This window comes from Streptomyces sp. ISL-43 (assembly GCF_018614195.1).
Taxonomy (GTDB): domain Bacteria; phylum Actinomycetota; class Actinomycetes; order Streptomycetales; family Streptomycetaceae; genus Streptomyces.
Genome location: NZ_JAGGOT010000023.1, coordinates 199449 through 222531 on the forward strand (window position 1 = coordinate 199449; position 23083 = coordinate 222531).

At 71.2% G+C, this 23083-nt stretch carries 20 protein-coding genes; 10 read left to right on the plus strand and 10 right to left on the minus strand.

The window, feature by feature from the left end; genetic code table 11:
* Positions 1 to 75 precede the first annotated feature (75 nt).
* A complete protein-coding gene (locus J7F03_RS14025; RefSeq protein WP_214949353.1) occupies positions 76 to 660 on the plus strand; it encodes a dihydrofolate reductase family protein in 585 nt (194 codons plus the stop codon).
* A 343-nt stretch (positions 661 to 1003) separates the two neighbouring features.
* Here the strand turns inward: J7F03_RS14025 and snpA are convergent, their stop codons facing one another.
* Entirely contained in the window at positions 1004 to 1663 is a 660-nt protein-coding gene (snpA, locus tag J7F03_RS14030; RefSeq protein WP_214949354.1) for a snapalysin, read from the minus strand.
* A gap of 211 nt (positions 1664 to 1874) precedes the next feature.
* Here snpA and J7F03_RS14035 point away from each other — a divergent pair, with 211 nt between their 5' ends.
* The 3 genes from J7F03_RS14035 (at position 1875) to J7F03_RS14045 (ending at position 5090) form a co-directional block, all read left to right on the plus strand.
* Positions 1875 to 2807: a LysR family transcriptional regulator gene (locus tag J7F03_RS14035; protein WP_214949355.1), complete on the plus strand. Its 933-nt coding sequence runs from the start codon at positions 1875 to 1877 to the stop codon at positions 2805 to 2807.
* Positions 2808 to 3226: 419 nt separating this feature from the next.
* Positions 3227 to 4153 carry a DUF4097 family beta strand repeat-containing protein gene (locus tag J7F03_RS14040; protein WP_251071863.1) on the plus strand — a complete coding sequence of 309 codons (927 nt, stop codon included), beginning with the start codon at positions 3227 to 3229 and terminating at the stop codon, positions 4151 to 4153.
* A gap of 1 nt (position 4154) precedes the next feature.
* Entirely contained in the window at positions 4155 to 5090 is a 936-nt protein-coding gene (locus J7F03_RS14045) for a PadR family transcriptional regulator (RefSeq protein WP_214949357.1), read from the plus strand.
* Between the two features lie 208 nt (positions 5091 to 5298).
* Here J7F03_RS14045 and J7F03_RS14050 read toward each other — a convergent pair whose 3' ends face one another.
* Positions 5299 to 6261, minus strand: a complete 963-nt coding sequence (locus J7F03_RS14050; protein ID WP_214949359.1) for a zinc-binding dehydrogenase — start codon at positions 6259 to 6261, stop codon at positions 5299 to 5301.
* A gap of 117 nt (positions 6262 to 6378) precedes the next feature.
* Positions 6379 to 7581 (minus strand): NADP-dependent malic enzyme, encoded by a 1203-nt coding sequence (locus tag J7F03_RS14055; RefSeq protein WP_214949361.1) that lies wholly within the window; start codon positions 7579 to 7581, stop codon positions 6379 to 6381.
* Positions 7582 to 8107: 526 nt separating this feature from the next.
* On the opposite strand from J7F03_RS14055, the gene J7F03_RS14060 reads away from it, so the two are divergent.
* The 3 genes from J7F03_RS14060 to J7F03_RS14070 are packed head-to-tail and all read left to right on the plus strand — an operon-like array spanning position 8108 to position 10811.
* Positions 8108 to 9064 carry an ABC transporter substrate-binding protein gene (locus J7F03_RS14060; RefSeq protein WP_214949363.1) on the plus strand — a complete coding sequence of 319 codons (957 nt, stop codon included), beginning with the start codon at positions 8108 to 8110 and terminating at the stop codon, positions 9062 to 9064.
* Between the two features lie 38 nt (positions 9065 to 9102).
* Entirely contained in the window at positions 9103 to 10044 is a 942-nt protein-coding gene (locus J7F03_RS14065) for an ABC transporter permease subunit (RefSeq protein ID WP_214949365.1), read from the plus strand.
* Positions 10044 to 10811, plus strand: coding sequence for an amino acid ABC transporter ATP-binding protein (locus tag J7F03_RS14070; RefSeq protein WP_285440448.1), 768 nt, complete (start codon positions 10044 to 10046; stop codon positions 10809 to 10811). Before J7F03_RS14065 ends, J7F03_RS14070 begins: the two co-directional genes overlap by 1 nt.
* A gap of 99 nt (positions 10812 to 10910) precedes the next feature.
* On the opposite strand, the gene J7F03_RS14075 is transcribed toward J7F03_RS14070, so the two are convergent.
* On the minus strand, positions 10911 to 11600 hold the full coding sequence (locus tag J7F03_RS14075; RefSeq protein WP_251071911.1) for a class I SAM-dependent methyltransferase: 690 nt from the start codon (positions 11598 to 11600) through the stop codon (positions 10911 to 10913).
* Positions 11601 to 11748: 148 nt separating this feature from the next.
* On the opposite strand from J7F03_RS14075, the gene J7F03_RS14080 reads away from it, so the two are divergent.
* Positions 11749 to 12378 carry a CGNR zinc finger domain-containing protein gene (locus tag J7F03_RS14080; protein ID WP_214949368.1) on the plus strand — a complete coding sequence of 210 codons (630 nt, stop codon included), beginning with the start codon at positions 11749 to 11751 and terminating at the stop codon, positions 12376 to 12378.
* On the opposite strand, the gene sodX is transcribed toward J7F03_RS14080, so the two are convergent.
* Positions 12282 to 12749 carry a nickel-type superoxide dismutase maturation protease gene (gene sodX / locus J7F03_RS14085; RefSeq protein WP_214949370.1) on the minus strand — a complete coding sequence of 156 codons (468 nt, stop codon included), beginning with the start codon at positions 12747 to 12749 and terminating at the stop codon, positions 12282 to 12284. The genes J7F03_RS14080 and sodX overlap by 97 nt on opposite strands.
* 183 nt (positions 12750 to 12932) lie before the next feature.
* Here sodX and sodN point away from each other — a divergent pair, with 183 nt between their 5' ends.
* The gene (gene sodN, locus J7F03_RS14090; protein WP_214949372.1) at positions 12933 to 13328 is read left to right on the plus strand and encodes a superoxide dismutase, Ni; all 396 of its coding nucleotides are present in this window, start codon (positions 12933 to 12935) and stop codon (positions 13326 to 13328) included.
* An 89-nt stretch (positions 13329 to 13417) separates the two neighbouring features.
* On the opposite strand, the gene J7F03_RS14095 is transcribed toward sodN, so the two are convergent.
* Positions 13418 to 13606: a DUF6104 family protein gene (locus J7F03_RS14095; RefSeq protein ID WP_214949374.1), complete on the minus strand. Its 189-nt coding sequence runs from the start codon at positions 13604 to 13606 to the stop codon at positions 13418 to 13420.
* 138 nt (positions 13607 to 13744) lie between these two features.
* Here J7F03_RS14095 and J7F03_RS14100 point away from each other — a divergent pair, with 138 nt between their 5' ends.
* Positions 13745 to 14977 (plus strand): HEXXH motif-containing putative peptide modification protein, encoded by a 1233-nt coding sequence (locus J7F03_RS14100; RefSeq protein WP_251071864.1) that lies wholly within the window; start codon positions 13745 to 13747, stop codon positions 14975 to 14977.
* A 109-nt stretch (positions 14978 to 15086) separates the two neighbouring features.
* Here J7F03_RS14100 and J7F03_RS14105 read toward each other — a convergent pair whose 3' ends face one another.
* The 4 genes from J7F03_RS14105 to J7F03_RS14120 form a co-directional block, all read right to left on the minus strand.
* The gene (locus tag J7F03_RS14105; protein ID WP_214949376.1) at positions 15087 to 18980 is read right to left on the minus strand and encodes a multifunctional oxoglutarate decarboxylase/oxoglutarate dehydrogenase thiamine pyrophosphate-binding subunit/dihydrolipoyllysine-residue succinyltransferase subunit; all 3894 of its coding nucleotides are present in this window, start codon (positions 18978 to 18980) and stop codon (positions 15087 to 15089) included.
* A 258-nt stretch (positions 18981 to 19238) separates the two neighbouring features.
* On the minus strand, positions 19239 to 20333 hold the full coding sequence (locus J7F03_RS14110) for a HAMP domain-containing sensor histidine kinase (protein ID WP_308379487.1): 1095 nt from the start codon (positions 20331 to 20333) through the stop codon (positions 19239 to 19241).
* A complete protein-coding gene (locus J7F03_RS14115; RefSeq protein WP_214949377.1) occupies positions 20330 to 21073 on the minus strand; it encodes a response regulator transcription factor in 744 nt (247 codons plus the stop codon). Before J7F03_RS14115 ends, J7F03_RS14110 begins: the two co-directional genes overlap by 4 nt.
* Positions 21074 to 21273: 200 nt before the next feature.
* Positions 21274 to 23046, minus strand: a complete 1773-nt coding sequence (locus tag J7F03_RS14120; protein WP_214949378.1) for a glycoside hydrolase family 3 protein — start codon at positions 23044 to 23046, stop codon at positions 21274 to 21276.
* Positions 23047 to 23083 lie beyond the last annotated feature (37 nt).

Sequence of the window (23083 nt, forward strand, 5' to 3'; positions counted from 1 at the left end):
GCCATACCACTTCAGATGAAGTACTTTACCCGGCGTGCCCTGATGGGAGTGCACTGTCGAACGGAAGAGAATCGCTTGCGCAAGCTCACGTACTTCATCGCCACCACCGTCGACGGCTTCATCGGAGCCCCCGACGGAGACGGCGATTTCTTCTACGGATACCTGGACCGCGAGTTCATCGATCACCTGAAGGCGGAGTACCCCGAGACGATCTCCGCCCAGGGGCGCGTCCAGCTCGGTATCGCCGACACCCCGCCGAAGCGCTTCGACGCGGTCCTGATGGGCCGGAACACCTACGAGCCGGGCCTCAAGGCCGGCGATACCAGCCCCTACGGCCACCTGCGCGAGCAGTACGTGATCTCGCGCTCCCTCACCACCGCCCCCGACCCGGGCGTCACGCTGCTCAGCGGCGACATCGCCGCCCGCGTGCGGGAGCTGAAGGCCGAGGACGGGCTCGACATCTGGCTGTGCGGCGGGGCGGACCTGGCCACCCAGCTGATCGACGAGATCGACGAGTACGTGGTCAAGACCTACCCCGTCTTCGCGGGCACCGGCATGCCGATGTCGCGGGCCGGCTTCGGGGTCCGCGGGCTGGAGCTGACCGGTGCCACGGTCCTCGGCGGCGGGCAGGTCATCACCTCGTACGCGGTCAAGCGCTGACGCTCCCGCCCCGTCGATCCCCCTCGCCCGGCCGGTCCCTGCCGCCCGAAACACACGGAACCGTCCTACCGTGGAGGTATGGCAGGCGAACAGCAGCACCAGCGTGAGAGCGGTACGGTCGCCCCGCGTGCCGGACACGACCAGCAGACGTGTCCGGCCTGCGGGAACCCAGTGGAGACGGTGGTCAGGCGCCGCAAGTCCCTCGGGATCTACGTGCCGGCGTGGAGCCCGGGTCCCTGTCGGAACCCGGACTGCGCACGGCACGAGCCGTCGGAGGCCTAGCCGGTCGGCCTCTCAGCCGACCCTGAGGTCCGGCCGTCCGGCGGCCGGTCTTCCCTCTGGGTCAGCCCTTCGCGTCCAGGCCCGACGCGACGAGGCCGTTGGCCCACAGCTGGTTCACGCGCGAACGCTCGGCGGAGTTCGGCGTGGCGTTCTGGCAGGAGGTGCCGGGGCCGCCGCCCGACATCAGCTCGCTGCACGGGCCCGAGTAGTGGTCCGGCAGGCCGAGCACGTGGCCGGTCTCGTGCGAGGTCACGCGGGTGGAGTTGTACTGCTGGTTCTGCCGGTAGTCGAGGAAGATGTAGCCCCGGCCGTGGCCGTCCGTGCTCGCGTACGAGCCGCGCGAGTCATTGCCCTCCCGGTACGAGAAGTTCCCGCCCGAGGACACTTCCTGCAGCTTGACGTTGGTCACCGAGCCGTTCCAGATCTGCGTGGAGCGCGCTATCTGGGTGCGGAAGCTCGGCGCGTTGCGCGTGTTGTAGGTGACGGTCACGGCGGCCAGGCCCGGGTTGGCGGCGCGCTGCTCGGCCACCGAGCGCTGGACGGCCTCGAAGAAGGCGCGGTTCGCGGCCTGGTTCTCCTGGGAGCGCCCGTACGCGGCGTACGAGCTCGGGCTGCCTGGGGCGGGCGCGGCGGAGGCGCTCGCGGCGGGGACGACGGCGCCGAGTACGGCGGCGACGCCGAGGCCGACCGCGGACAGGGTGGTCTTGCGGGAGTGACGCATGTGGGGAACTCCTGCTCATCCGGTGCGGGGGGTGGGTGGGGCGTTCGGTTCCGGATTCTGCGGGAGCGGGAGCGGTCGGCGGATGATGCCAGCCCCCGATAACGCCGGCCTATCGGGGAGTTTTCGGCAGGGCAACTCCCTTGAGAATGGCGGGATTCGGGGGCATGCCGGTGGCTGGTGCGGTGAGTGCGGCGCGCCCTACCCTCGGGGCATGGAGCTTGAGGTCAGGCACCTGCGCGCCCTGTGCGCCATCGCCGACGCCGGCAGCCTGCACAAGGCCGCCCGGCAACTCGGCGTGAGCCAGCCCTCGCTGACGACCCAGTTGCGCCGCATCGAACGGGCCCTGGACGGAGAGCTGTTCCTGCGCGAGCGCACCGGCTGCCGGCCGACTCCCTTCGGGCGCACCGTACTCGGCCGGGCGCGGCCGCTCCTCGCCGAGATGGCCGCCCTCGTCGCCGAGGCGCGGGCGCTGTCCCACGGGCCCCGGCTGCGGATCGGCTCGACGGCCAGCCGTGCCCTGCCGGGCTGGCTGCGGCGCCTGCACCGGCGGATGCCCGGCACGGAGACGGACCTGATCGTGGACGTCTCCGCCAACGCGCTGCTGCGGATGACCGCGTCGGGGCAACTCGACGTGGCGTTCGTGCACGAGGTGGAGGGCAGCCCGCTACGGGTGCCGGCCGGTCTGGAGCTGCGCGTGCTGATGGAACGGGAGCCGCAGTTCGTGTCCATGGCCCGGGACCACCCGGCGGCGGCGCGGTCCGTGGTGGAGCTGCGGGACCTCGCCACCGACCGCTGGACCGTGGACCCCTCGGTGGACGGCGAGTGGGCCGGCCTGCGCAGGGTCTTCGCGTGCGCCGGGCTCGACCCGCCCCTGCTGCACGCCGACTACCACACCGCCACCTCGCTGATCGTCTCCGGCGAGGCCGTCGCCCCCTGCCAGCCCACCTCCGGGCCGCGCGAGGACATGGCGATCAGGCCGCTCTCGGGCGACCCGCTCGCCGTACGCCTCCTCCTGGCGACCCGGCCGGGTGCCCACGCGGAGGTGTACGAGGACCTCCGCGAGGCCTACCGCGAAGCCGCGCTGCGGACCCCGCCGTACTGGGCCTGGCTGCATCGGCACGCGAGCCCGCTGCTGGTGGCGTAGGGGCGGTGGCGGTACGCGTGCCGGATCCGGTGCGGATCACAAAGCCGGTGCTCGTCCCGGTGCGCTCCTCCAGGTCCGGTACGGCGTCCAGGCCGAGCCGCGCCGCGAGCACCCGCATGGCGCCGGTGTCCGGACCGCCGTCGGGACGGCCCGCCGCGTCCCACGCGTAGGCGGCGGACCGCCGGAAACCCGAGGACAGGACCAAACCGGTCCGCCCGTCCTCCCGCCACAGGCTCAGCACCGGCGCCAAGCCAAATGACCCCAAAGCGAGGATTTCGGGTCTTCCAGACGTGCTTGACTTCCCCCAACCGCGATATATCGTGTTAGTCAGAAGACGCGATATGTTGCGTGCGCCGTCGCGTCGTCGAGGACTTGGCAGGCCCGGTCCGCGCGCACGTACGCCGAGGAGGAGCAGCACCATGGCAGAGGCAGCTCAGAAGACGTGGTCGGTCGCCGAACCGCAGAAGCTCACCTTCGATGAGCCGGTGACCGAGGTCCGCGTCCGCGTGGTCGGCGGCACGGTCAACGTCGTCGCCGCCGACGAGGGCCCGGTCCGCCTGGAGGTGGCCGAGGTCGACGGACCGCCCCTGCATGTGGTGCAGGAGGGCGGCACCCTCACCGTTTCCTACGAGGACCTCCCCTGGAACGGTTCCCAGGGCTTCAAGAAGTGGTTCGAGGGCAAGCCCTGGAAGGCCTGGTCCGCCTCCGACTCCGGCCGCAAGGCGTGGGAGCGCAGCGCGACCGTCACCCTGACGGTCCCGGCCGCCACCCACGTGCAGCTGGCCACCGTCAGCGCCACCGCCTTCGTCTCCGGCGTCGACGGCGGCACCGACATCCAGGGCGTCTCCGGCGACGCCACGCTCGTCGGCCTGTCCGGCAGGGTCAAGGCGCACACCGTCTCCGGCAGCGTCGAGGCCCAGTCCGTCACCGGAGAGCTCGGCTTCCACTCCCTCTCCGGCGGGCTGACGGTCGTCGACGGCGCGGGCGGCACCGTACGGGCCGACTCGGTCAGCGGAGACATGCTCATCGACCTGGCGCAGGGCGACCGGCCGGAGCCGCACCCGGTCGACATCTTCCTCAACTCCGTCTCGGGGCAGGTCGCCATCCGCCTCCCGCACCCGGCCGACGCCCGGGTCGAGGCCAACACCGCCACCGGCGGCGTCTCCAATGCCTTCGAGGACCTGCGTGTCTCCGGGCAGCTGGGCGCCAAGCGGATCACCGGCACGCTGGGCGCCGGCACCGGCACCCTGCGGGCCACGACCGTCTCGGGGTCCATCGCGCTGCTGCGCCGCCCGGCCGCGGACACCCCGGCCGCCCCCCTCGTGCTCGACAAGAAGGTGCTCTGACATGCCGCCCGTCTTCGCCCACGGCCGCCTCCGCCTCTACCTCCTCAAGCTGCTCGACGAGGCCCCGCGCCACGGGTACGAGGTGATCCGGCTGCTGGAGGAGCGCTTCCAGGGGCTGTACGCGCCCTCCGCCGGCACGGTGTACCCGCGCCTGGCCAAGCTGGAGTCCGAGGGCCTGGTCACGCATGCCACCGAAGGCGGGCGCAAGGTGTACTCGATCACCGAGGCGGGCCGCGCCGAACTGGCCGACCGCGGCGGCGAACTGGCCGACCTGGAGCTGGAGATCCGCGACTCCGTCTCCGAACTGGCCGCCGAGATCCGCGCGGACGTGAGCGGCGCGGCGGGCGAGCTGCGGCGCGAGCTGCGGGCAGCGGCCGACGCCTCGGCCACGCGGGTCGAGGACGAGTCCTGGAAGGCGGCCAAGGAGGAACTCCGCAAGGCCAAGGCGGAGTGGAAGGAGCAGGCGCGCCGGGCGAAGGACGAGAGCCGCCGGGCCCGCGAGGAGGCGCAGACCGCCCGCCGCCAGGCCAAGGAGGCGCAGGAGCGTGCCCGCGAGGAGGTCCAGCGCATCGCCGGCCAGCTGCAGGAGCAGTTCGTGAAGTCGGGCGGCGTCCTGGGCAATCTGGCGGGAGCCTGGCTCGGCGGTTCCATGTCGGGTGCCTCGACCACGTCGGGCGCCCCGGCCGGCCCGACCCCTTCGGACACCTCGGCTCCTTCGGCCGCCTCGGCCTCCGCCGCCGGCGCGGACTGGGCGCGGGACGTGACCCCGACCGGCGATCCGGCCCGTGACCTCGACCGGCTGCTGGACCGCTTCCGCGACGACGTCCGCGACGCGGCCCGCGACCACGGGGTCAGCCCCGCCCAGCTCGCCGAGGCCCGCGCCCACCTGGCGGCGGCGGCCTCCCACCTATCGGCGGCCCTGCGGCCCTCCCGCTAGCGGACCCCGCACGCGAAACGGCCCTCGCCGGCCCCCACCCCGAAGCGGGTGGCGGGCCGGCGAGCGCCGTATGGCGTACGTACGAGGTCCCGTGCCCCGGACCTCAGGCCACCAGGCGGGCTTCCGCGGCCGCGTAGGTGATCCCGTGGTCCGCGAGGGTCTCGGCGGGGGCGCCGGGGACACCGTCATTGACGGCGGTCGCCGGCGGCTACACCGTGAGGACGACCTTGCCGAACAGGTCGCCCGACTCCAGCTTCTCGAAGCCCTCGCGGGCCCGGTCCAGCGGCAGGGTCTCGTCGATCACCGGGCGGACGCCGGTCGCCGCGCAGAAGGACAGCAGGTCCTCCAGCTCGTCCTTCGACCCCATCGTGGAGCCGACCACCTTGAGCTCCAGGAAGAAGATCCGGGTCAGCTCGGCGTGCGCCGGGCGGTCCCCGCTCGTGGCGCCCGAGATGACCAGGGTGCCGCCGGGGCGCAGGGACTTGACCGAGTGCGACCAGGTGGCGGCGCCGACCGTCTCGATGACGGCGTCGACCCGCTGGGGGAGCCGCGCCCCGGGCTCGTAGGCCTCCACGGCGCCGAGCTCGACCGCGCGCTTGCGCTTGGCCTCGTCCCGGCTGGTCGCGAAGACCCTCAGCCCCGCGGCCTTGCCGAGGGCGATGGCGGCGGTGGCGACGCCGCCGCCCGCGCCCTGGACCAGCACGGAGTCGCCGGGGCGGACGCCGGCGTTGGTGAAGAGCATGCGGTAGGCGGTCAGCCACGCGGTGGGCAGGCAGGCGGCCTGTTCGAAGGAGAGCTCGGCGGGCTTGCGCAGGACGTTCCAGGCGGGGACGGTGACCTGCTCGGCGAAGGTCCCCTGGTAGCGCTCGGTCAGGATCGAGCGGGGCTCGTCGGGTCCGACCCCGTGGCCGGTCTGGCCGATGACGGAGTGCAGGACGACCTCGTTGCCGTCCTGGTCGATCCCGGCGGCGTCACAGCCGAGGATCATGGGGAGCTTCTCCTCGCCGAGGCCGACTCCGCGCAGCGACCACAGGTCGTGGTGGTTGAGGGAGGCGGCCTTGACGTTCACGGTCACCCAGCCGGGGCGGGCCCGCGGGGCTGGGCGCTCGCCCAGCTCAAGGCCTCGGAGCGGCTGGTCACGGTCGATTCGGGCGGCGTAGGCAGCGAACATGGGCAGACGCTACCGCTCGGTAGCCTCGGGGATCCACCCCGGCGGGTACGCGAAAGGGCCCGGCCGGAGTAATTTCCGGCCGGGCCCTTCCCGGCGAGCTCGGTGACCGCGGGGCGGTCAGGCCAGGCGGGCCACGCCGTCCGCCTTGGCGGCGGCCGCGACGGCCGCGGTGACGGCCTGTGCCACGCGCTCGTCGAACGGCGAGGGGATCACGTAATCGGCGGCGAGCTCGTCACCCACGACACCGGCGATGGCGTCGGCGGCGGCGATCTTCATGCCTTCGGTGATCCGGGTCGCGCGGACCTTCAGCGCACCCGCGAAGATGCCCGGGAACGCCAGCACGTTGTTGATCTGGTTCGGGAAGTCCGAGCGGCCCGTGGCCACGACCGCCGCGTACTTGTGCGCGACGTCGGGGTGGACCTCCGGGTTCGGGTTGGCCATGGCGAAGACGAAGCAGTCCTTCGCCATCGTCGCCACCGCGGACTCGGGGACCGTACCGCCGGAGACGCCGATGAAGACGTCCGCGCCCGCGAGGGCGCTCTCCAGGGAGCCGGTCTGCTTGGTCTTGTTCGTCAGGCCGGCGATCTCGGCCTTGACGTCCGTCAGGTCGTCCCGGTCGGCGGAGACGACGCCCTTGCGGTCGGTGACGCAGACGTCGCCGATGCCCGCATCGACCAGGATCTTGGCGATGGCGATGCCCGCCGCACCCGCGCCCGAGATCACGGCGCGCAGGTCCCCGAGGGTCCGGCCGGTGAGCTTCGCGGCGTTGCGCATGGCGGCCAGCGTCACGATGGCCGTGCCGTGCTGGTCGTCGTGGAAGATCGGGATGTCCAGGGCTTCCTGGAGCCGGCGCTCGATCTCGAAGCAGCGGGGCGCGGAGATGTCCTCCAGGTTCACCCCACCGAAGGACGGCGCGAGGCGGATCACGGTTTCGATGATCTCGTCCGTGTCCTTGGTGGCGAGCGCGATCGGAACCGCGTCGACACCACCGAACTGCTTGAAGAGAATGGCCTTGCCCTCCATCACGGGGAGGGAGGCTTCCGGCCCGATGTCACCGAGTCCGAGTACGGCCGTACCGTCGGTGACGACGGCGACCACGTTGGACTTCCAGGTGTACTCGTTCACGAGCTCGGGCTGCTCGGCAATGGCGCTGCAGACCTTCGCAACGCCGGGCGTGTACGCCAGGGACAGGTCGTCCTTGTTGAGGACCGGCACGGTGGCGACGATGGCCATCTTGCCGCCCCGGTGCAGTGCGAACACCGCATCGGGGTTGTTGTCCGTGACGCTGTCGCTGCGAGGATTGACGATCTCCGCTGCCACTGTCTTGACCCCTTAAGTCTTTGAATCGTTGAGGGTTTGACCACTCCTGGTTAAGGGGTGGGCGGGCACCGCGTCCGTACTCCGCATCGACGGTTGGCCCGTCTCCGCGAAGGGGAGGTTCGTACGCGCGGGCGCGCCGCACGCGCGCCCTGAGCCCCGGATGAGGGGTGTAAGGATCTGTTCTACCCGAAGAACACTCACCCAGACGAGTCGATTCCCGCTCGACCATAAGCCTCTTGTCCAGGTTTTGGCGAAAAGTCCAAACCTTCATGTCCGACAGTCGAGACGAGCCGCAAAAGCTTCGGTAAAAGTGCCTGGTCGCAGCGTTTAGTGCGGCCGGGAGGGCCCTTCCCCGCAGGGCTGTTGGGCCTCAGGGGGTGTCCGTTATCCGATTTTGACCTGACGGGCACCCTGAATGTCTCAGTCCGAATGGCAAGATGCCGTAATCACACAAGGTCGCGACACTCGATGGTGCGTGCCCGACCGTTCTCGGATGTGTTTTCCCCACTGCCGGAGGAATCAGCTCATGACCGCAAGCACCACCCGTCGTACGACCGCCGCCCGGTCCCGCATCGCCGCGGTCGGCGCGATCGCGGTTGCCGGCGCCCTGATCCTCACCGGCTGTGGTGACCAGACGGACAAGGGCTCCGCGACGCCGTCGGGCAAGGAGAACAGCGCTCCGCTGTTCTCCAAGCTGCCGAAGAAGATCCAGGACGCGGGTGTCATCAAGGTCGGCACGGACGCCACGTACGCGCCGATGGAGTTCACCGAGGGCGGCAAGATCGTCGGTGTCGACCCGGGCATCGCCGAGGCGCTCGGCAAGCAGCTCGGCGTCACGTTCAAGTTCGAGTCGGGCACCTTCGACACCCTGATCGGCAGCATGCAGACGGGCCGCAGCGACGTGGTCATGTCCTCGCTCACCGACACCAAGGCCCGTCAGGAGGGCCTCGACGACAAGGGCGCCAAGACCGGTGCGGGCGTCGACTTCGTCGACTACTTCTCCGCCTCGACCGGCATCCTGGTCAAGAAGGGCAACCCGGAGGGCATCAAGACCCTCGACGACCTCTGCGGCAAGAAGGTCGCCGTCCAGCGCGGCACGACGTACGAGCAGTCCGCCAAGGACCAGTCCGAGAAGTGCAAGACGGCCGGCAAGGGCGAGATCGCGATCGAGTCCTTCCCGACCGACGCCGAGGCCCAGACCCGTGTGAAGGCCGGCGGCGCCGTCGCCGACCTGAACGACTCCCCGGTCGCCGCGTACATCGCGCAGACCGCCGGCGGCGGCAACGACTTCGAGGCCATCGCCAACCCGACCGACGCCGGCCTCTTCGGCATCGCCGTGGACAAGAAGAACACCGAGCTGCGCGACGCGCTCAAGCTCGCCCTCGACGCGATCATCAAGGACGGCACGTACAAGGCCGCCCTCGACAAGTGGAACGCGGGCTCCGGCGCCGTTACCGAGGCCAAGACCAACGCAGGCCAGTAACCTCCGCGCACCACGCAGCACACTGAAGGGCAGTCACTGTGACTGACAAGCTCGACAAGGTCCCGGGCCCGGCGGACACCCCGCCGGCCGGGGCCGTACCCCCCGAGGCGATCCGTGCCATCCCGGTCCGTCACTACGGCCGCTGGGTCAGCGCCGTGGTCGTCATCGGCCTGGTCGTGGCGCTCGCCGTCGCCTTCTCGCAGGGCAACGTCCGCTGGGCGACCGTGCCGGAGAAGCTGTTCGACGGCACCATCATCCGGGGTCTGTTCAACACGATCTGGATCAGCGTCACCTCGATGGTCCTGGGCCTGGTGCTCGGCGTCCTCTTCGCGGTGATGCGGCTCTCGAAGAACCCGGTGACCAGCACCATCGCCTGGTTCTACATCTGGTTCTTCCGCGGCACCCCGGTGTACGTGCAGCTCCTCATCTGGTTCAACCTCGCCCTGATCTTCCCGGTCCTGAACCTGGGGTTCTACAAGGACGAGATGACCCAGGTCATGACGCCGTTCCTGGCCGCCCTGCTGGGCCTCGGCCTGAACGAGGGCGCGTACATGGCGGAGATCGTCCGGGCCGGCATCCAGTCGGTCGACGAGGGCCAGACCGAGGCCTCGCACGCGCTCGGCATGACGCAGGGGCAGACCATGCGCCGCGTCGTGCTGCCGCAGGCCATGCGGGTGATCGTGCCGCCCACGGGCAACGAGTTCATCAACATGCTCAAGACCTCGTCGCTCGTGGTCGCCGTGCAGTACTTCGACCTGCTGCGCGCGGCCCAGGACATCGCCTCCACCTCCTTCGCGGTGATGGAGATGTTCTTCGTCGCGTCGATCTGGTACCTCGCCCTGACCAGCGTGTTCAGCGTCGGGCAGTACTACCTGGAGCGCCGCTACGCCCGCGGTTCGCTGCGCACCCTGCCGCCCACCCCGCTGCAGAAGATCAAGGCGAACCTGACCCGCTTCTCGACCCGCAAGGCGGTGGCCTGATGACTTCGACTGCCATGGTGAAGGCCGAAGGCGTCCACAAGTCCTACGGCGCCGCCCACATCCTCAAGGGCATCGACCTGGAGGTCGCCCCGCGTGAGGTCTTCTGCCTGGTCGGCCCGTCCGGCTCCGGCAAGTCGACGTTCCTGCGGTGCATCAACCACCTTGAGCAGATCAACGCCGGACGGCTCTCCGTCGACGGGCACCTCGTCGGCTACCGCCAGAAGGGCGACAAGCTCTACGAGCTCAAGGACAGCGAGGTCGCGGCGCAGCGCAAGGACATCGGCATGGTGTTCCAGCGCTTCAACCTCTTCCCGCACATGACGGCCATAGAGAACGTCATGGAAGCCCCGGTCATGGTCAAGGGCGAGAGCAAGTCGGTCGCGCGGGCGCGCGCCGTCAAGCTGCTCGACCGGGTCGGCCTCGGTGACAAGGGCGGGAACTACCCCTCCCAGCTCTCCGGCGGCCAGCAGCAGCGCGTGGCCATCGCCCGCGCGCTGGCCATGGAGCCGAAGCTGATGCTCTTCGACGAGCCCACCTCGGCGCTCGACCCGGAGCTCGTCGGCGACGTCCTCGACGTCATGCGGGACCTGGCCGAGTCGGGCATGACCATGATCGTGGTGACCCACGAGATGGGCTTCGCCCGCGAGGTCGGCGACAACCTCGTCTTCATGGACGGCGGCGTCGTGGTCGAGTCCGGCCACCCGCGCGAGGTCCTGGGCAACCCGCAGCACGACCGGACGAAGGCGTTCCTGTCCAAGGTGCTGTAACCGCTCCACACGCGCCAGGGGCGGTACGGGTTCTCCCGTACCGCCCCTGGCGCATGTCCGGGCCGCTCCACTCCACGCCCGCGCCGCTTGACGGCCGCGCTACTTCACGCCCAGCACCAGAGCGTCCGAGGGCGAGCGCCAGACCGTACGGGCCTCCGCGAAACCGGCGTCGCGCAGCGTGGCCGCGTGCCAGGACTCGGGCGGGGTGTCGCCGTCCGCGTGCTCCCCGTAGATCTCGTAGCGGGCCTTCGTCGGCTCGGCGAGCGCCGGGTCGGCGGCCGCGAGGGCCCACCACTCGCGCCAGTCGAGCGCCCCGGCGGCCTTCGCCCGGTCCATGCCTCCGTGCCGGTGGGCGCGCTCGGCGGCGTTGATCCGCGGGGTGGCGGGGTCGGGCATGTGGTCGGCGTTCATGAACACCCCGCCGGGGCGCACCAGGGGCGCGAGCTGCCCGTACAGGACGCCGAGGTCCTCGCTGGGCAGCCAGTGCAGGGCTGTGGCCGTCAGAACGGCGTCGTAGGAGTCGTGGGGGAGGGCCGCGCGCCAGTCGGGGTCCTTGAGGTCGGCGGTCACGAAGGTGACCCGGGCGTCGCCCGCGAAGTGGCCCCGGGCGATCGTCAACAGCGCCGGGTCGAGATCGACGCCCGTACTGGTGGATTCCGGGAACCTCTTGAGGACGCGGTCCGTGATACTTCCCGTACCGCACGCGAGGTCCAGCACCCGGGGGGCGGTGCCCACCAGCGCCTCCACCATGTCCAGCATCACCCGGAACCTCTCCTCGCGGTCGGGCATGTACCACTCCTGCTGGCGGTCCCAGCTGTCCTGCCATGCCTGCCAGTCGGTGAACGCCGTATCCGACACGAAATCCTCCACGCGTAATACCCTCGAACATGTCGCAGCCGTTACCCGAGACACTAATCCGCAGCCGTAAGGACTACAAGTGGAACTGGCCCATTACTCGGACTACGCCGTGCGCCTGGTCAACACCGAGGAGCCGGCCCGCAACAAGGACTCGCTGACCTCCGTGGACGCCGTCCGCACGCTCTTCGGCACCAGCGTGCAGATGGCCCGGCGCGTCACGGACGGCGACGTCACCCGCTTCCGCAACGTCCGCGGCCGGCTGCGCTCGGTCTTCGAAGCCGCCGACGCGGGCGACCACGTCCTCGCCGTCGACCTGCTGAACTCCCTGCTCATGGAGTTCCCGGTCAGCCCCCAGGTCTCCGGACACGAGACGATCGCCGACCACGGCGGCCCCAACTGGCACATCCACCTCGCCGACCACCCCTCCAACGCCTCCGCCGGCTACGCCGCGATCGCGTCCTTCGGGCTGGCCTTCCACCTCACCGAGCACGGCCCGGGCCGGCTCGGCCTCTGTCAGGCGCCGCCCTGCCGCAACGCCTACCTCGACACCTCCACCAACCGCTCCCGGCGCTACTGCTCCGACCGGTGCGCCACCCGCGCCAACGTGGCCGCCTACCGCGCCCGCAAGCGCCTGGAGGCCGAGGAGTCCGCACGCAGCGGCCGCAGCGACGAGGAGACCCAGGAGAGCCACGCCCTCAGCGAGCGCTGATCCTCCACCGCGTGCTCGGGCCGCGGGCGCGGCCTGAAGCGCGCCACCGCGGTCGCCAGGACGAGGTCGTCGGGCACCGCCCCGTAGTCCGTGCTGTCGCCCGTCTCGTTGTACGGGTTGTCGCCCAGCACCCACCACCCGCCCGGTCGCCGCCCCGCCACCCGCTTCACGACCAGCAGGTCCTGCTGGAACGGGTGGCGCAGCACCACGACGTTGCCCGGCCGCACCGGAGCCCCGTAACGGACCAGCAGATGGTCCCCGTGCTCCAGCGTCGGAGCCATCGAGGGGCCCCTCACCTCCACGGTCCCGATCCGCTTCAACGGCGACGTCCACTCCCCCGTCCGCCGTCGCGAGCGCGCGTTCTCCGCCATCCGTGACCTCCTCGCCCGGCTCTCGTCCCCACCCGCATGCTGCCGCACTCTTCCGTACATTCGCGCACCGGCCCGGGCACGGCCCTGGACTTTTGTCCCAAGCACACGGGGGCGCCCGCGAAAACGGCCATCCCACGGAGTAATCTCCCCCTTGAGAAGACGATCACGAGGAGGACACACTCCATGCTTTCCCGCCTCTTCGCCCCCAAGGCGAAGGTCTCCGCCCACTGCGATCTTCCGTGCGGCGTGTACGACCCTGCCCAGGCCCGCATCGAGGCCGAGTCCGTCAAGGCCGTACAGGAGAAGTACCAGGCCAACGACGACGCCGACTTCCGCGCGCGCGCCATCACCATCAAGGAGCAGCGCGCCGAGCTCGCGAAGCACCACGTCTCGGTGCTGTGGAGCGACTACTTCAAGCCGCCGCACTTCGAGAAGTACCCCCAGCTGCACGGCCTGGTCAACGACACGCTGAAGGCCCTCTCGGCCGCCAAGGCGTCGAACGACCCGGCGACCGGCGCCAAGGCGCTGGAGCTCATCGCCGAGATCGACCGCATCTTCTGGGAGACCAAGGCCGCCTGAGCGCGCCCTGATCAGCCCTGTCCCACGGGACGATGACGAAGGGGCCCGACCGCGTCAGCGGCCGGGCCCCTTCGTCATCGTCCCGGGACCTACGCGTCGTCTTCGTCCTCGTCGTCGTCCAGGCGGGCCAGCCACGTGGCGAGGCGTTCCACCGGGACCTCGAAGTCCGGGTTCAGGTCGACGAAGGTGCGCAGCTGCTCGGCGAGCCACTCGAAGGTGACCTCCTCCTCGCCGCGCCGCTTCTCCAGCTCCTCGATGCCGCGATCGGTGAAGTACAAGTCGGGCTCCGTGCGGTGGTGGGGTGTGTTCCCGCCAGGATAATCCGCCCGGCGGCGGTGGTCGGACTTGACCGCTTTCCGCCGTTCGCGGAGCTCGTCCCCGGGGCAGGGATGGAGGGTCCGCGGCGGGAGGAATCGATGGACCATCCGGAGCCCGGCGACGGCGTGCTACGGGCGCTCGGCTCGACCGAGCCGTCCGCCGAGGGCACCGCGCTGGTGCGCGGCGTACGGCGGGCCCGGCGGCTGCGGCTGCTGCGCGAGGTGCTGCGGGAGGTGGCCGACGCCGTCCCCGGCGCCCAGGCGGCCGAGCACTGGGCCCTGCTGGAGGAGGCCGAGCGGCGCGACCCCGGCGCGGCCGGCGACGTGGTGCACTATCCGGCCACCGGGGTCTGGGCCGAGGAGACCCTGCGGCGGCTGCGCGCCCCGTACGGCCCGCCGCCCGACACCGGGCACCTCGGGGCACTCGCCGCCGCCGCGGCGCTGCGGGCCGGGATCGGCTTCAAGGCCACGCTGCGGCCCGCGAACGGACGCCTCGCACTGCCCACCCTCGGACTGCTGCGCCCGCCCCGCCCCGGCCCGCTCGTCCTCACCGAAGGCTCCTGGGACCCCGGGGACCCGGCGGCGCTCGCCCTGCACGCGCTGCCCGGCGGGCGGACCGCCCTCGACGACCTCGACCCCTACCGCGCCCCGGGGTCCGTGCCCGCGGCCCGCCGGCTCACCCCCAAGGGGCACAAGCGCTGGGACATCCAGTGGTCCGGCGCCCTCACCCTGCTTCGGCGCTACGACACCGCCCGCGCCGAGGAGGCGGGCCTGCTGCTGCGCTCCGTCGTCCCGCTGTCCGGCAGCTCCCGCAGCACCGGCGGGAACCTGCCCGAGGCCGCCGGCTGCGTACTGGCACGGGCGCAGGCCCCGCCCGCGCTGGCCGCGACCCTCGTGCACGAGGTGCAGCACGGCAAGCTGGCGGCGCTGGCGCAGACGGTCGCCCTGCACACCGCCGACCGCTCCGCGCGCTACTGGGCACCCTGGCGCAGCGACCCTCGGACCCTGGAGGGGCTGCTGCGGGGCGCGTACGCGCATCTGGCACTGGCGGGCTACTGGCAGCGCGCCGCGCTCTACGGGGCCAGGGGGGCGTGGGCGCAGCACGCCCGGATCCGGGCGCAAGTGGCGGCCGTGCTGCCCGTGCTCCTCGTGCGGTCGGAACTCACCGCCGCCGGGCGGGTGTTCGTCGGGGCGATGGACGCGGCCGAGCGGGCCATGGACTGCCTCCCGCCGCCGGGCGGCCAACAGGCGGCGGCGCGGGTGGCGGTGGAGCGGGACCGGGTCGCCTGGTGCGCGGCGCACCCGAACTTGACCGCGTACGCGGCCGGCTGACGCCTCGGGGGCCGCTGCGCGGGGTCGTCCCGAGTACGCCGGAAGGCCCGGCCCCTGGAATTCGCCCAAGGGGGCCGGGCCTTCCCGCTGGTCGAGCAGAGCGCGGCGGCTACGCCTCGAAGACCTCGCTCAGGAGGAGCTGCTGCTCCGCCTGGTGGCGCTTGGCCGAGCCGACCGCCGGCGACGAGCCGTGCGGGCGGGAGATGCGGCGCAGGCGCTCGCCGGCCGGGATGTCCGCGCCGACGGCCAGGTCGAGGTGGTCGATCAGGTTCAGCGCGATGAACGGCCACGCACCCTGGTTCGCCGGCTCCTCCTGGGCCCAGATGTACTTCGCCGCGTTCGGGAACTTGGCGATCTCCGCCTGGAGTTCCGCGCCCGGCAGCGGGTACAGCCGCTCGATGCGGATGATCGCGGTGTCGGTGATGCCGCGCTTCTCCCGCTCGGCCTCCAGGTCGTAGTAGACCTTGCCCGCGCAGAAGACGACCTTGCGGACCGCGTTCGGGTCCACGGTGGAGTCGCCGATGACCGGACGGAACGAACCGGTCGTGAACTCCTCCGCCTTCGACGCCGCCGCCTTCAGACGCAGCATCGACTTCGGGGTGAAGACGATGAGCGGCTTGTGGTGCGGGTTGTGGACCTGCCAGCGCAGGAGGTGGAAGTAGTTCGACGGGAGCGTGGGCATGGCCACCGTCATGTTGTCCTGCGCGCACATCTGCAGGAAGCGCTCGGGGCGCGCGGAGGAGTGGTCCGGGCCCTGGCCCTCGTAGCCGTGCGGCAGGAGGAGCGTGACGCCGGACGTCTGGCCCCACTTCTGCTCGGCCGAGGAGATGAACTCGTCGACGACGGTCTGCGCGCCGTTGACGAAGTCTCCGAACTGGGCCTCCCAGAGGACCAGCGCGTCCGGGCGGGCCAGCGAGTAGCCGTATTCGAAGCCCATGGCCGCGTACTCGGAGAGCAGCGAGTCGTAGACGTTGTAGCGGGCCTGGTCGTCCGACAGGTAGAGGAGCGGGGTGTAGTCCTCGCCCGTCTCCCGGTCGATGAGGACCGCGTGGCGCTGGCCGAAGGTGCCGCGGCGCGAGTCCTGGCCGGACAGCCGGACCGGGGTGCCCTCCATCAGCAGCGAGCCGAAGGCCAGGGTCTCGCCCATGCCCCAGTCGATGGTGCCGTCGTCGATCATCGCCGCGCGGCGCTGCAGCTGCGGCAGCAGACGCGGGTGGACGGTGACCGTGTCCGGGATGTTGACCTGGGCCTCGGCGATCCGCTTGACGACCTCCTGGGAGATCGCGGTGTTCATCGCCACCGGGAAGTCGGCCTGCGCGACGGGGACCGGGGGGATGGCCGCGGGCTGCGTGGCGGCCTCGCGGACCTCCGCGAAGACCTTCTCCAGCTGGCCCTGGAAGTCCTGCAGCGCCTGCTCGGCCTCTTCGAGGGTGATGTCGCCGCGACCGATGAGGGACTCGGTGTACAGCTTGCGCACCGAGCGCTTCTTGTCGATCAGGTCGTACATCAGCGGCTGCGTGAACGCAGGGTTGTCGGACTCGTTGTGCCCGCGGCGGCGGTAGCAGATGAGGTCGATGACCACGTCCTTGTTGAACGCCTGACGGAACTCGAAGGCGAGCCGCGCGATGCGGACCACGGCCTCCGGGTCGTCGCCGTTCACGTGGAAGATCGGCGCCTCGATCATGCGGGCCACGTCGGTCGCGTACATCGAGGAACGCGAGGACTCCGGGGCGGCGGTGAAGCCGACCTGGTTGTTGATGACCACGTGCACGGTGCCGCCGGTGCGGTAGCCGCGCAGCTGCGACATGTTCAGCGTCTCGGCGACGACGCCCTGGCCCGCGAAGGCCGCGTCGCCGTGCAGGGCGACGGGCAGGACCGTGAAGTCCGTGCCGCCCTTGTTGATGATGTCCTGCTTGGCGCGGACCACGCCCTCCAGGACCGGGTCCACCGCCTCCAGGTGTGAGGGGTTGGCGACGAGCGAGACCTTGATCTGCTCGCCGTCCAGGCCCGTGAAGGTGCCGTTGGCGCCCAGGTGGTACTTGACGTCGCCGGAGCCGTGCATGGACTTCGGGTCGAGGTTGCCCTCGAACTCGCGGAAGATCTGCGCGTACGACTTGCCGACGATGTTCGCGAGCACGTTCAGGCGGCCGCGGTGGGCCATGCCGATCGCGACCTCTTCGAGGCGGGCCTCGGCGGCCGAGTCGATGACGGCGTCGAGCAGCGGGATGACGGACTCGCCGCCCTCCAGGGAGAAGCGCTTCTGGCCGACGTACTTCGTCTGCAGGAAGGTCTCGAAGGCCTCCGCCGCGTTCAGCCGGCGCAGGATCCGCAGCTGCTCCTCGCGCTCCGGCTTGGAGTGCGGACGCTCGATGCGGTCCTGGATCCAGCGGCGCTGCTTCGGGTCCTGGATGTGCATGAACTCGACGCCGGTGGTGCGGCAGTACGAGTCGCGCAGCACGCCGAGGATGTCGCGGAGCTTCATCATCGACTTGCCGGAGAAGCCGCCGACCGCGAACTCGCGCTCCAGGTCCCACAGGGTGAGGCCGTGCTCGGTGATGTCGAGGTCGGGGTGCTTGCGCTGCTTGTACTCCAGCGGGTCGGTGTCGGCCATGACGTGGCCGCGGACCCGGTAGGAGTGGATCAGCTCGAAGACGCGGGCGGCCTTCGTGACGTCGTCGTCGTGCGAGGCGTCGATGTCCCGGAGCCAGCGGACCGGCTCGTACGGGATGCGCAGCGCCTCGAAGACGTCGTCGTAGAAGCCGCTCTCGCCGAGCAGCATGTTCGCGACGACGCGCAGGAACTCGCCGGAGGCCGCGCCCTGGATGACCCGGTGGTCGTAGGTCGAGGTCAGGGTCATGACCTTGGAGATGCCCAGCTTGTTCAGGGTGTCCTGCGAGGTGCCCTGGAACTCGGCCGGGTAGTCCATGGAGCCGACACCCATGATGACCGACTGTCCGGGCATCAGGCGGGGCACGGAGTGGACGGTGCCCAGGCCGCCGGGGTTGGTCAGCGAGACGGTGACGCCGGTGAAGTCGTCCATCGTCAGCTTGCCGATGCGGGCCCGGCGGACGATGTCCTCGTAGGCCTGCCAGAACTCGAAGAAGTTGAGGCTCTCGGCCTTCTTGATGCCGGCGACGACGAGCTGGCGGTCGCCGTTGGGCTTCACCAGGTCGATCGCGAGGCCGAAGTTGATGTGCTCCGGCTTGACCAGGGTCGGCTTGCCGTCCTTCTCCGCGAAGGAGTAGTTCATCGACGGCATGGCCTTGATGGCCTGCACCATCGCGTAGCCGATGAGATGGGTGAAGGAGATCTTCCCACCGCGGGCGCGCTTGAGGTGGTTGTTGATGACGATGCGGTTGTCGAACAGCAGCTTCACCGGGACGGCGCGGACGGACGTGGCCGTCGGCACTTCCAGCGAGGCGTTCATGTTCTTGACCACGGCAGCCGCCGGGCCGCGGAGCGTCACCAGTTCGGGGCCGGCAGGGGCCTCGGTGGCGGGCGCGGCCTTCTGGGGGGCTACGGAGGAGGCGGGGGCGGCGGCAGGAGCCGGAGCCTGAGTGGCAGGAGCGGCCGGTGCGGCGGCCGGGGCCTGGGAGGTGACAGTCACAGCAGGGGCACCAGAGGGGGTGGCAGGTACAGGGGCAGGAGCTGACACAGGTGTCGTGGTCGCGGCGGGGGGCGCGGCGGCGGCGAAGGCCTGCGGAGTCACGGCGGGGGCGGAGGCGGCGGCCTGTGCGGAGGCGCCGTCCGTCGTCGCGGCGGCGGGAGGAGGAGTCGGCTGCTCCGTGGGCTTATCCGCCTTGACCGGAGCGGCAGCGCCCCCCGGCTTGTAGTCGGCGAAGAAGTCCCACCAGGCCCGGTCTACCGAGTTCGGGTCCTGGAGGTACTGCTGATAGATCTCGTCGACGAGCCACTCATTCGCGCCGAAGCCTGGGGCGGGGTTCTTCCCGCCTCCTCCTGCTTCGGTCGTGGTGCTCGAGTTACTGGGGGACTGTGGCGACACGGCGGCAACCGCCCTCTTCCGCTTCACAAGGTATGGACAGCGGGAATAAAGGCTACGCCTCCCAGACGGTCGGATGCAGACCGGGCGGGACTTCCGTCGCGTACGTCACATCGAACGGCGGGTTTCATCGCCTGGAATGGCGGGAAACAAGCCTGGTTCGGGCAGGAGGCACCAAGGTTGCGGCCCCCTTGGCTTCGCACCCCTGACGGACCCCGGCGCGTGTGGCCGAGATCATGTCCTTCCCACTCGAACCCTACGTCAACCCGGCACCTGCGAGCTGCCCGGAAGCGTGACGAGGATGCGGCAGCCCCGTGACGATTCGGCCACTCCGATGTGCCCGCCGTGCAGCCCGACCGCCCACCGGGCGATGGCCAGGCCCAGACCGGTCCCGCCGTCGCCGCCCCTCGCGCTGCCCCGGTTGAACCGCTCGAAGACCCGGTGGCGCTCCTCCTCCGGGATTCCGGGGCCTTCGTCCCGGACCTCGAGCGCCAGACTCCCGGGCGCGTCGCCCGCCCGCGCCCGGACGGTGACCCGGCCGTGCGGCGGACTGTGCTTGACGGCGTTGTCGATCAGGTTCGCCACCACCTGGTGCAGCCGCTCGGCGTCCGCGTACGCCGTCAGCTCCGGCGGGAAGACGTCCAGGTGGAGGTGGACGTCGTTGCGGGTGTGCCCGCCCGAGCCCGAGGACAGCCCCGGACGGCCGGCCGCCGCAAGCCCCGACTCCTTCAGCACCCCCGACAGGTAGGGCCACACCTCGAAGCGGCGGGCCCGCAGCGGTACCACCCCGTTGTCCACGCGGGACAGGTCCAGCAGCGTCTCCACCAGCCGCCCGAGCCGCTCGGTCTGCTTCAGCGCCGTCCGCATGGTCTCCGGATCGGCGGCCGAGACCCCGTCCACCACGTTCTCCAGTACCGCGCGCAGAGCCGCGATCGGGGTGCGCAGCTCGTGCGAGACGTTCGCGACGAGCTCCTTGCGGTGCCGGTCCACCGCCTCCAGGTCGTCCGCCATCAGGTTGATGGTGGAGGCCAGGTCGCCCAGCTCGTCGCGGCGGCCCGCCCCGCGCACCCGGCGCGTGTAGTCCCCGTGGGATATCGCACGCGCCACCGTGGTCATGTCGTCCAGCGGCGCCGTCAGGCTGTGCGCCACGAACTGCGTGATCAGCATCGAGGCGATCACCGAGAACACCGTGATGAAGCGGACCTCGGTGGCGGTGCGCATCGCCACCATCAGCAGGCCCGTGGTGATGAAGACCGACACCACGACGAGCGTGCCCAGCTTGGTCTTGATCGAGAACGGCGAGAAGGGCCGCAGCCCCCCGGGAGGCCGCTGTCCCGGCGGCCGGTACCCGCTCACAGCTGCGCCGGGGTCTCCAGGGCGTACCCGACGCCGTGGACCGTACGGATCCGCTCGGCGCCGATCTTCCGGCGCAGGGCCTTGATGTGGCTGTCGACGGTACGGGTACCGGACGCGTCGGCCCAGTCCCACACCTCGGCGAGCAGCTGCTCCCGCGAGAGCACCGCGCGCGGCGTCCCGGCCAGGCACACCAGCAGGTCGAACTCGGTCGGCGTCAGGTGCACGTCCTCGGTGTGCACCCGCACCCGGCGCTGCGCGTGGTCGATCTCCAGGTCCCCCAGGCGCAGAGTGGCCCCGCGCGGAGCGTGCGCGGCCACGTTGGCCCGCTCCACCCGGCGCAGCAGTACGTGGACCCGCGCGGCCAGCTCGCGCATCGAGAAGGGCTTCGTCATGTAGTCGTCGGCGCCGACCCCGAGGCCGACGAGCATGTCGGTCTCGTCGTCCCGGGCGGTGAGCATCAGCACCGGCACCGGCCGCTGGGCCTGGACCCGGCGGCAGACCTCCAGGCCGTCGAAGCCGGGCAGCATGACGTCCAGGACCAGCAGCTCCGGCAGCCAGCTCTCGGCCGCCGTGACGGCGGCCGGGCCGTCGGCGGCCGTCTGCACCTGAAAGCCCTCGGCGCGCAGCCGGGCCGCGATCGCCTCGGCGATGGTGTGGTCGTCCTCGACGACGAGTACCCGGCGCTGCGCGCCGGGGGTGGCCGCGGCGCCGTTGTGGGTGGTGGTGTGCGTCTGTTCCATGTCCCGCCCCTGAAGATCCCGCGTGGTAGGGGTGCAGCGTAGAGGAGTGGTCGGCCTGCGGCTATGACGGGTTCCGGATGTGAGGTTTCCGCCACAGTGCTGTGCCCGCCGCGCGGGGTCCGCGGCGGAGTCCCGGGTCTTTCGGGCCGGTGCGGCGCCCTGGGAACGGTGGAAGGGCGGACAGGGGACGGCCCGCGGGGTCAGAGCATGAGGCCGTGCCCGTGCGGGAACACCGGATCGACGGTGTCGTTCGGGACGTCCGGACGGGAGGCCGCCACCGCCGCCATCGAGCGCGGCAGCTCGAAGGGCAGCCGCCCCTCGGCCGCGGCCCGGCCGAAGGCCACGTCCAGCAGCGCCGCGTCACTCGCGCCGTAGTCCGCGACCAGCGCTGCCGCGCGCTCCGCGATCTCGGGGATCACCGCGGCCCGCTCCAGGTTGATGCAGACCAGGGTGGGGACGGCGTCCAGGAGGGCGAGGATCCCCGCGAGCTCCGGCTCGGGGAAGGCCAGCGAACCCGAGTGGAAGAAGGACTCGAAGACGTTGGTGCGCGGCTCGTGCGGGGTGCGCAGCCGCAGCACCGCCAGGTCCGCCTCCGCGGGGTCGGACACGAGGTCCCCGTACGCGGCGGCGACCGCCTCGTCCACGTCCTTGACGTACAGCTTCGACCTGCCGGACAGGGGCAGGAAGCGCCCGGTGTTGGTGAGCACCGTCAGCGAGCGCCGCTGGGCGGCGGCGCCGGCCGCCGCGAAGTCGGCCCGGCCGACCGTTTCCGCCGCCGCGTCCGGGTCCACGTACGGGTTCTCGAACAGGCCGAGGACGAACTTCTCGCGCAGCAGCCGGCGTACCGACTCATCGACGCGGGACTCGGGGATCCGGCCCGAGCGGACCAGCTCCACGACGACCTCGGGGCACTGCTCTCCGCCGAACTGGTCCGCGCCCGCCTCCAGCGAGCGGGCCGCGCGCTCGGCGACGCTCAGGTGCTCCAGGCCCCAGGCACGGGCCGGGTGCTTCTCGCCGAAGATCGTCGAGTCCGTGAGCAGGCCCCAGTCGGTGCAGACGATGCCCTGGAAGCCGAGCTCCTCGCGGAGCAGGCCCGTGACGACGCCCTTGTTGAAGCCGAAGCCGACCTCTTCCCAGTCGGTGCCGATGGGCTGGCCGTAGTACGGCATCATCTGCGCGCAGCCGGCCGCGATGGCCGCCTTGAAGGGCTCCAGGTGGTGTTCGCGCATCCCGCCCGGGTAGATCTGCTCCTTGCCGTGCGCGAAGTGCGGGTCCTCGCCATCCTTCTGCGGGCCGCCGCCCGGGAAGTGCTTGACCATCGCGGAGACCGAGCCCGCGCCGAGGGCCTCGCCCTGCAGGCCGCGTACGTACGCCCGTACGAGCTCGCCCGTCAGCCGCGCGTCCGAGCCGAAGGTGCCCGACTGGCGCGCCCAGCGCGGTTCGGTGGCCAGGTCGATCTGCGGGTGCAGGGCGACGCGGAAGCCGACGGAGAGGTACTCGCGGCGCACGATGTCGGCGAACTCGCGGACCAGCTCCGGGTCGCCGATCGCGGCGAGGCCGATGGCCTCGGGCCAGGCGGAGAAGGCGCCGGCGTTGAAGGAGGCGCCGACGTTGTCGGTGAAGGAGTGCCGGGGGTCGGTGGACAGGGTCACCGGGATGCCGAGGCGGGTGCCGGCGGCCATCTCCTGGATGGCGTTCTGCCAGGTGGCCATCGCGCGGGCGCCGTAGCTGCCGAGGAGGTTGAAGTGGGTGAGGGAGCGGCCCTCGATCAGCTCGGGCGTGGTGAACGGGAGGATCGAGCCGTCGGTCTCGGTGACCGGGGTCCCGTCCGGATTCATCATCAGCATCGCGTGGAAGAGCTGGCCGGCCTTCTCCTCCAGGGTCATCCGGGAGAGCAGGTCCTCGACGCGCCGCTCTACGGGGAGGGAGGCGTCCTTGTAGGCGGGTACGGGGGTTGCGGGGGAGGTGTTCATGGCCGGGCTCCTGAGAGGGGTGGGCGCGGGCGGTCGG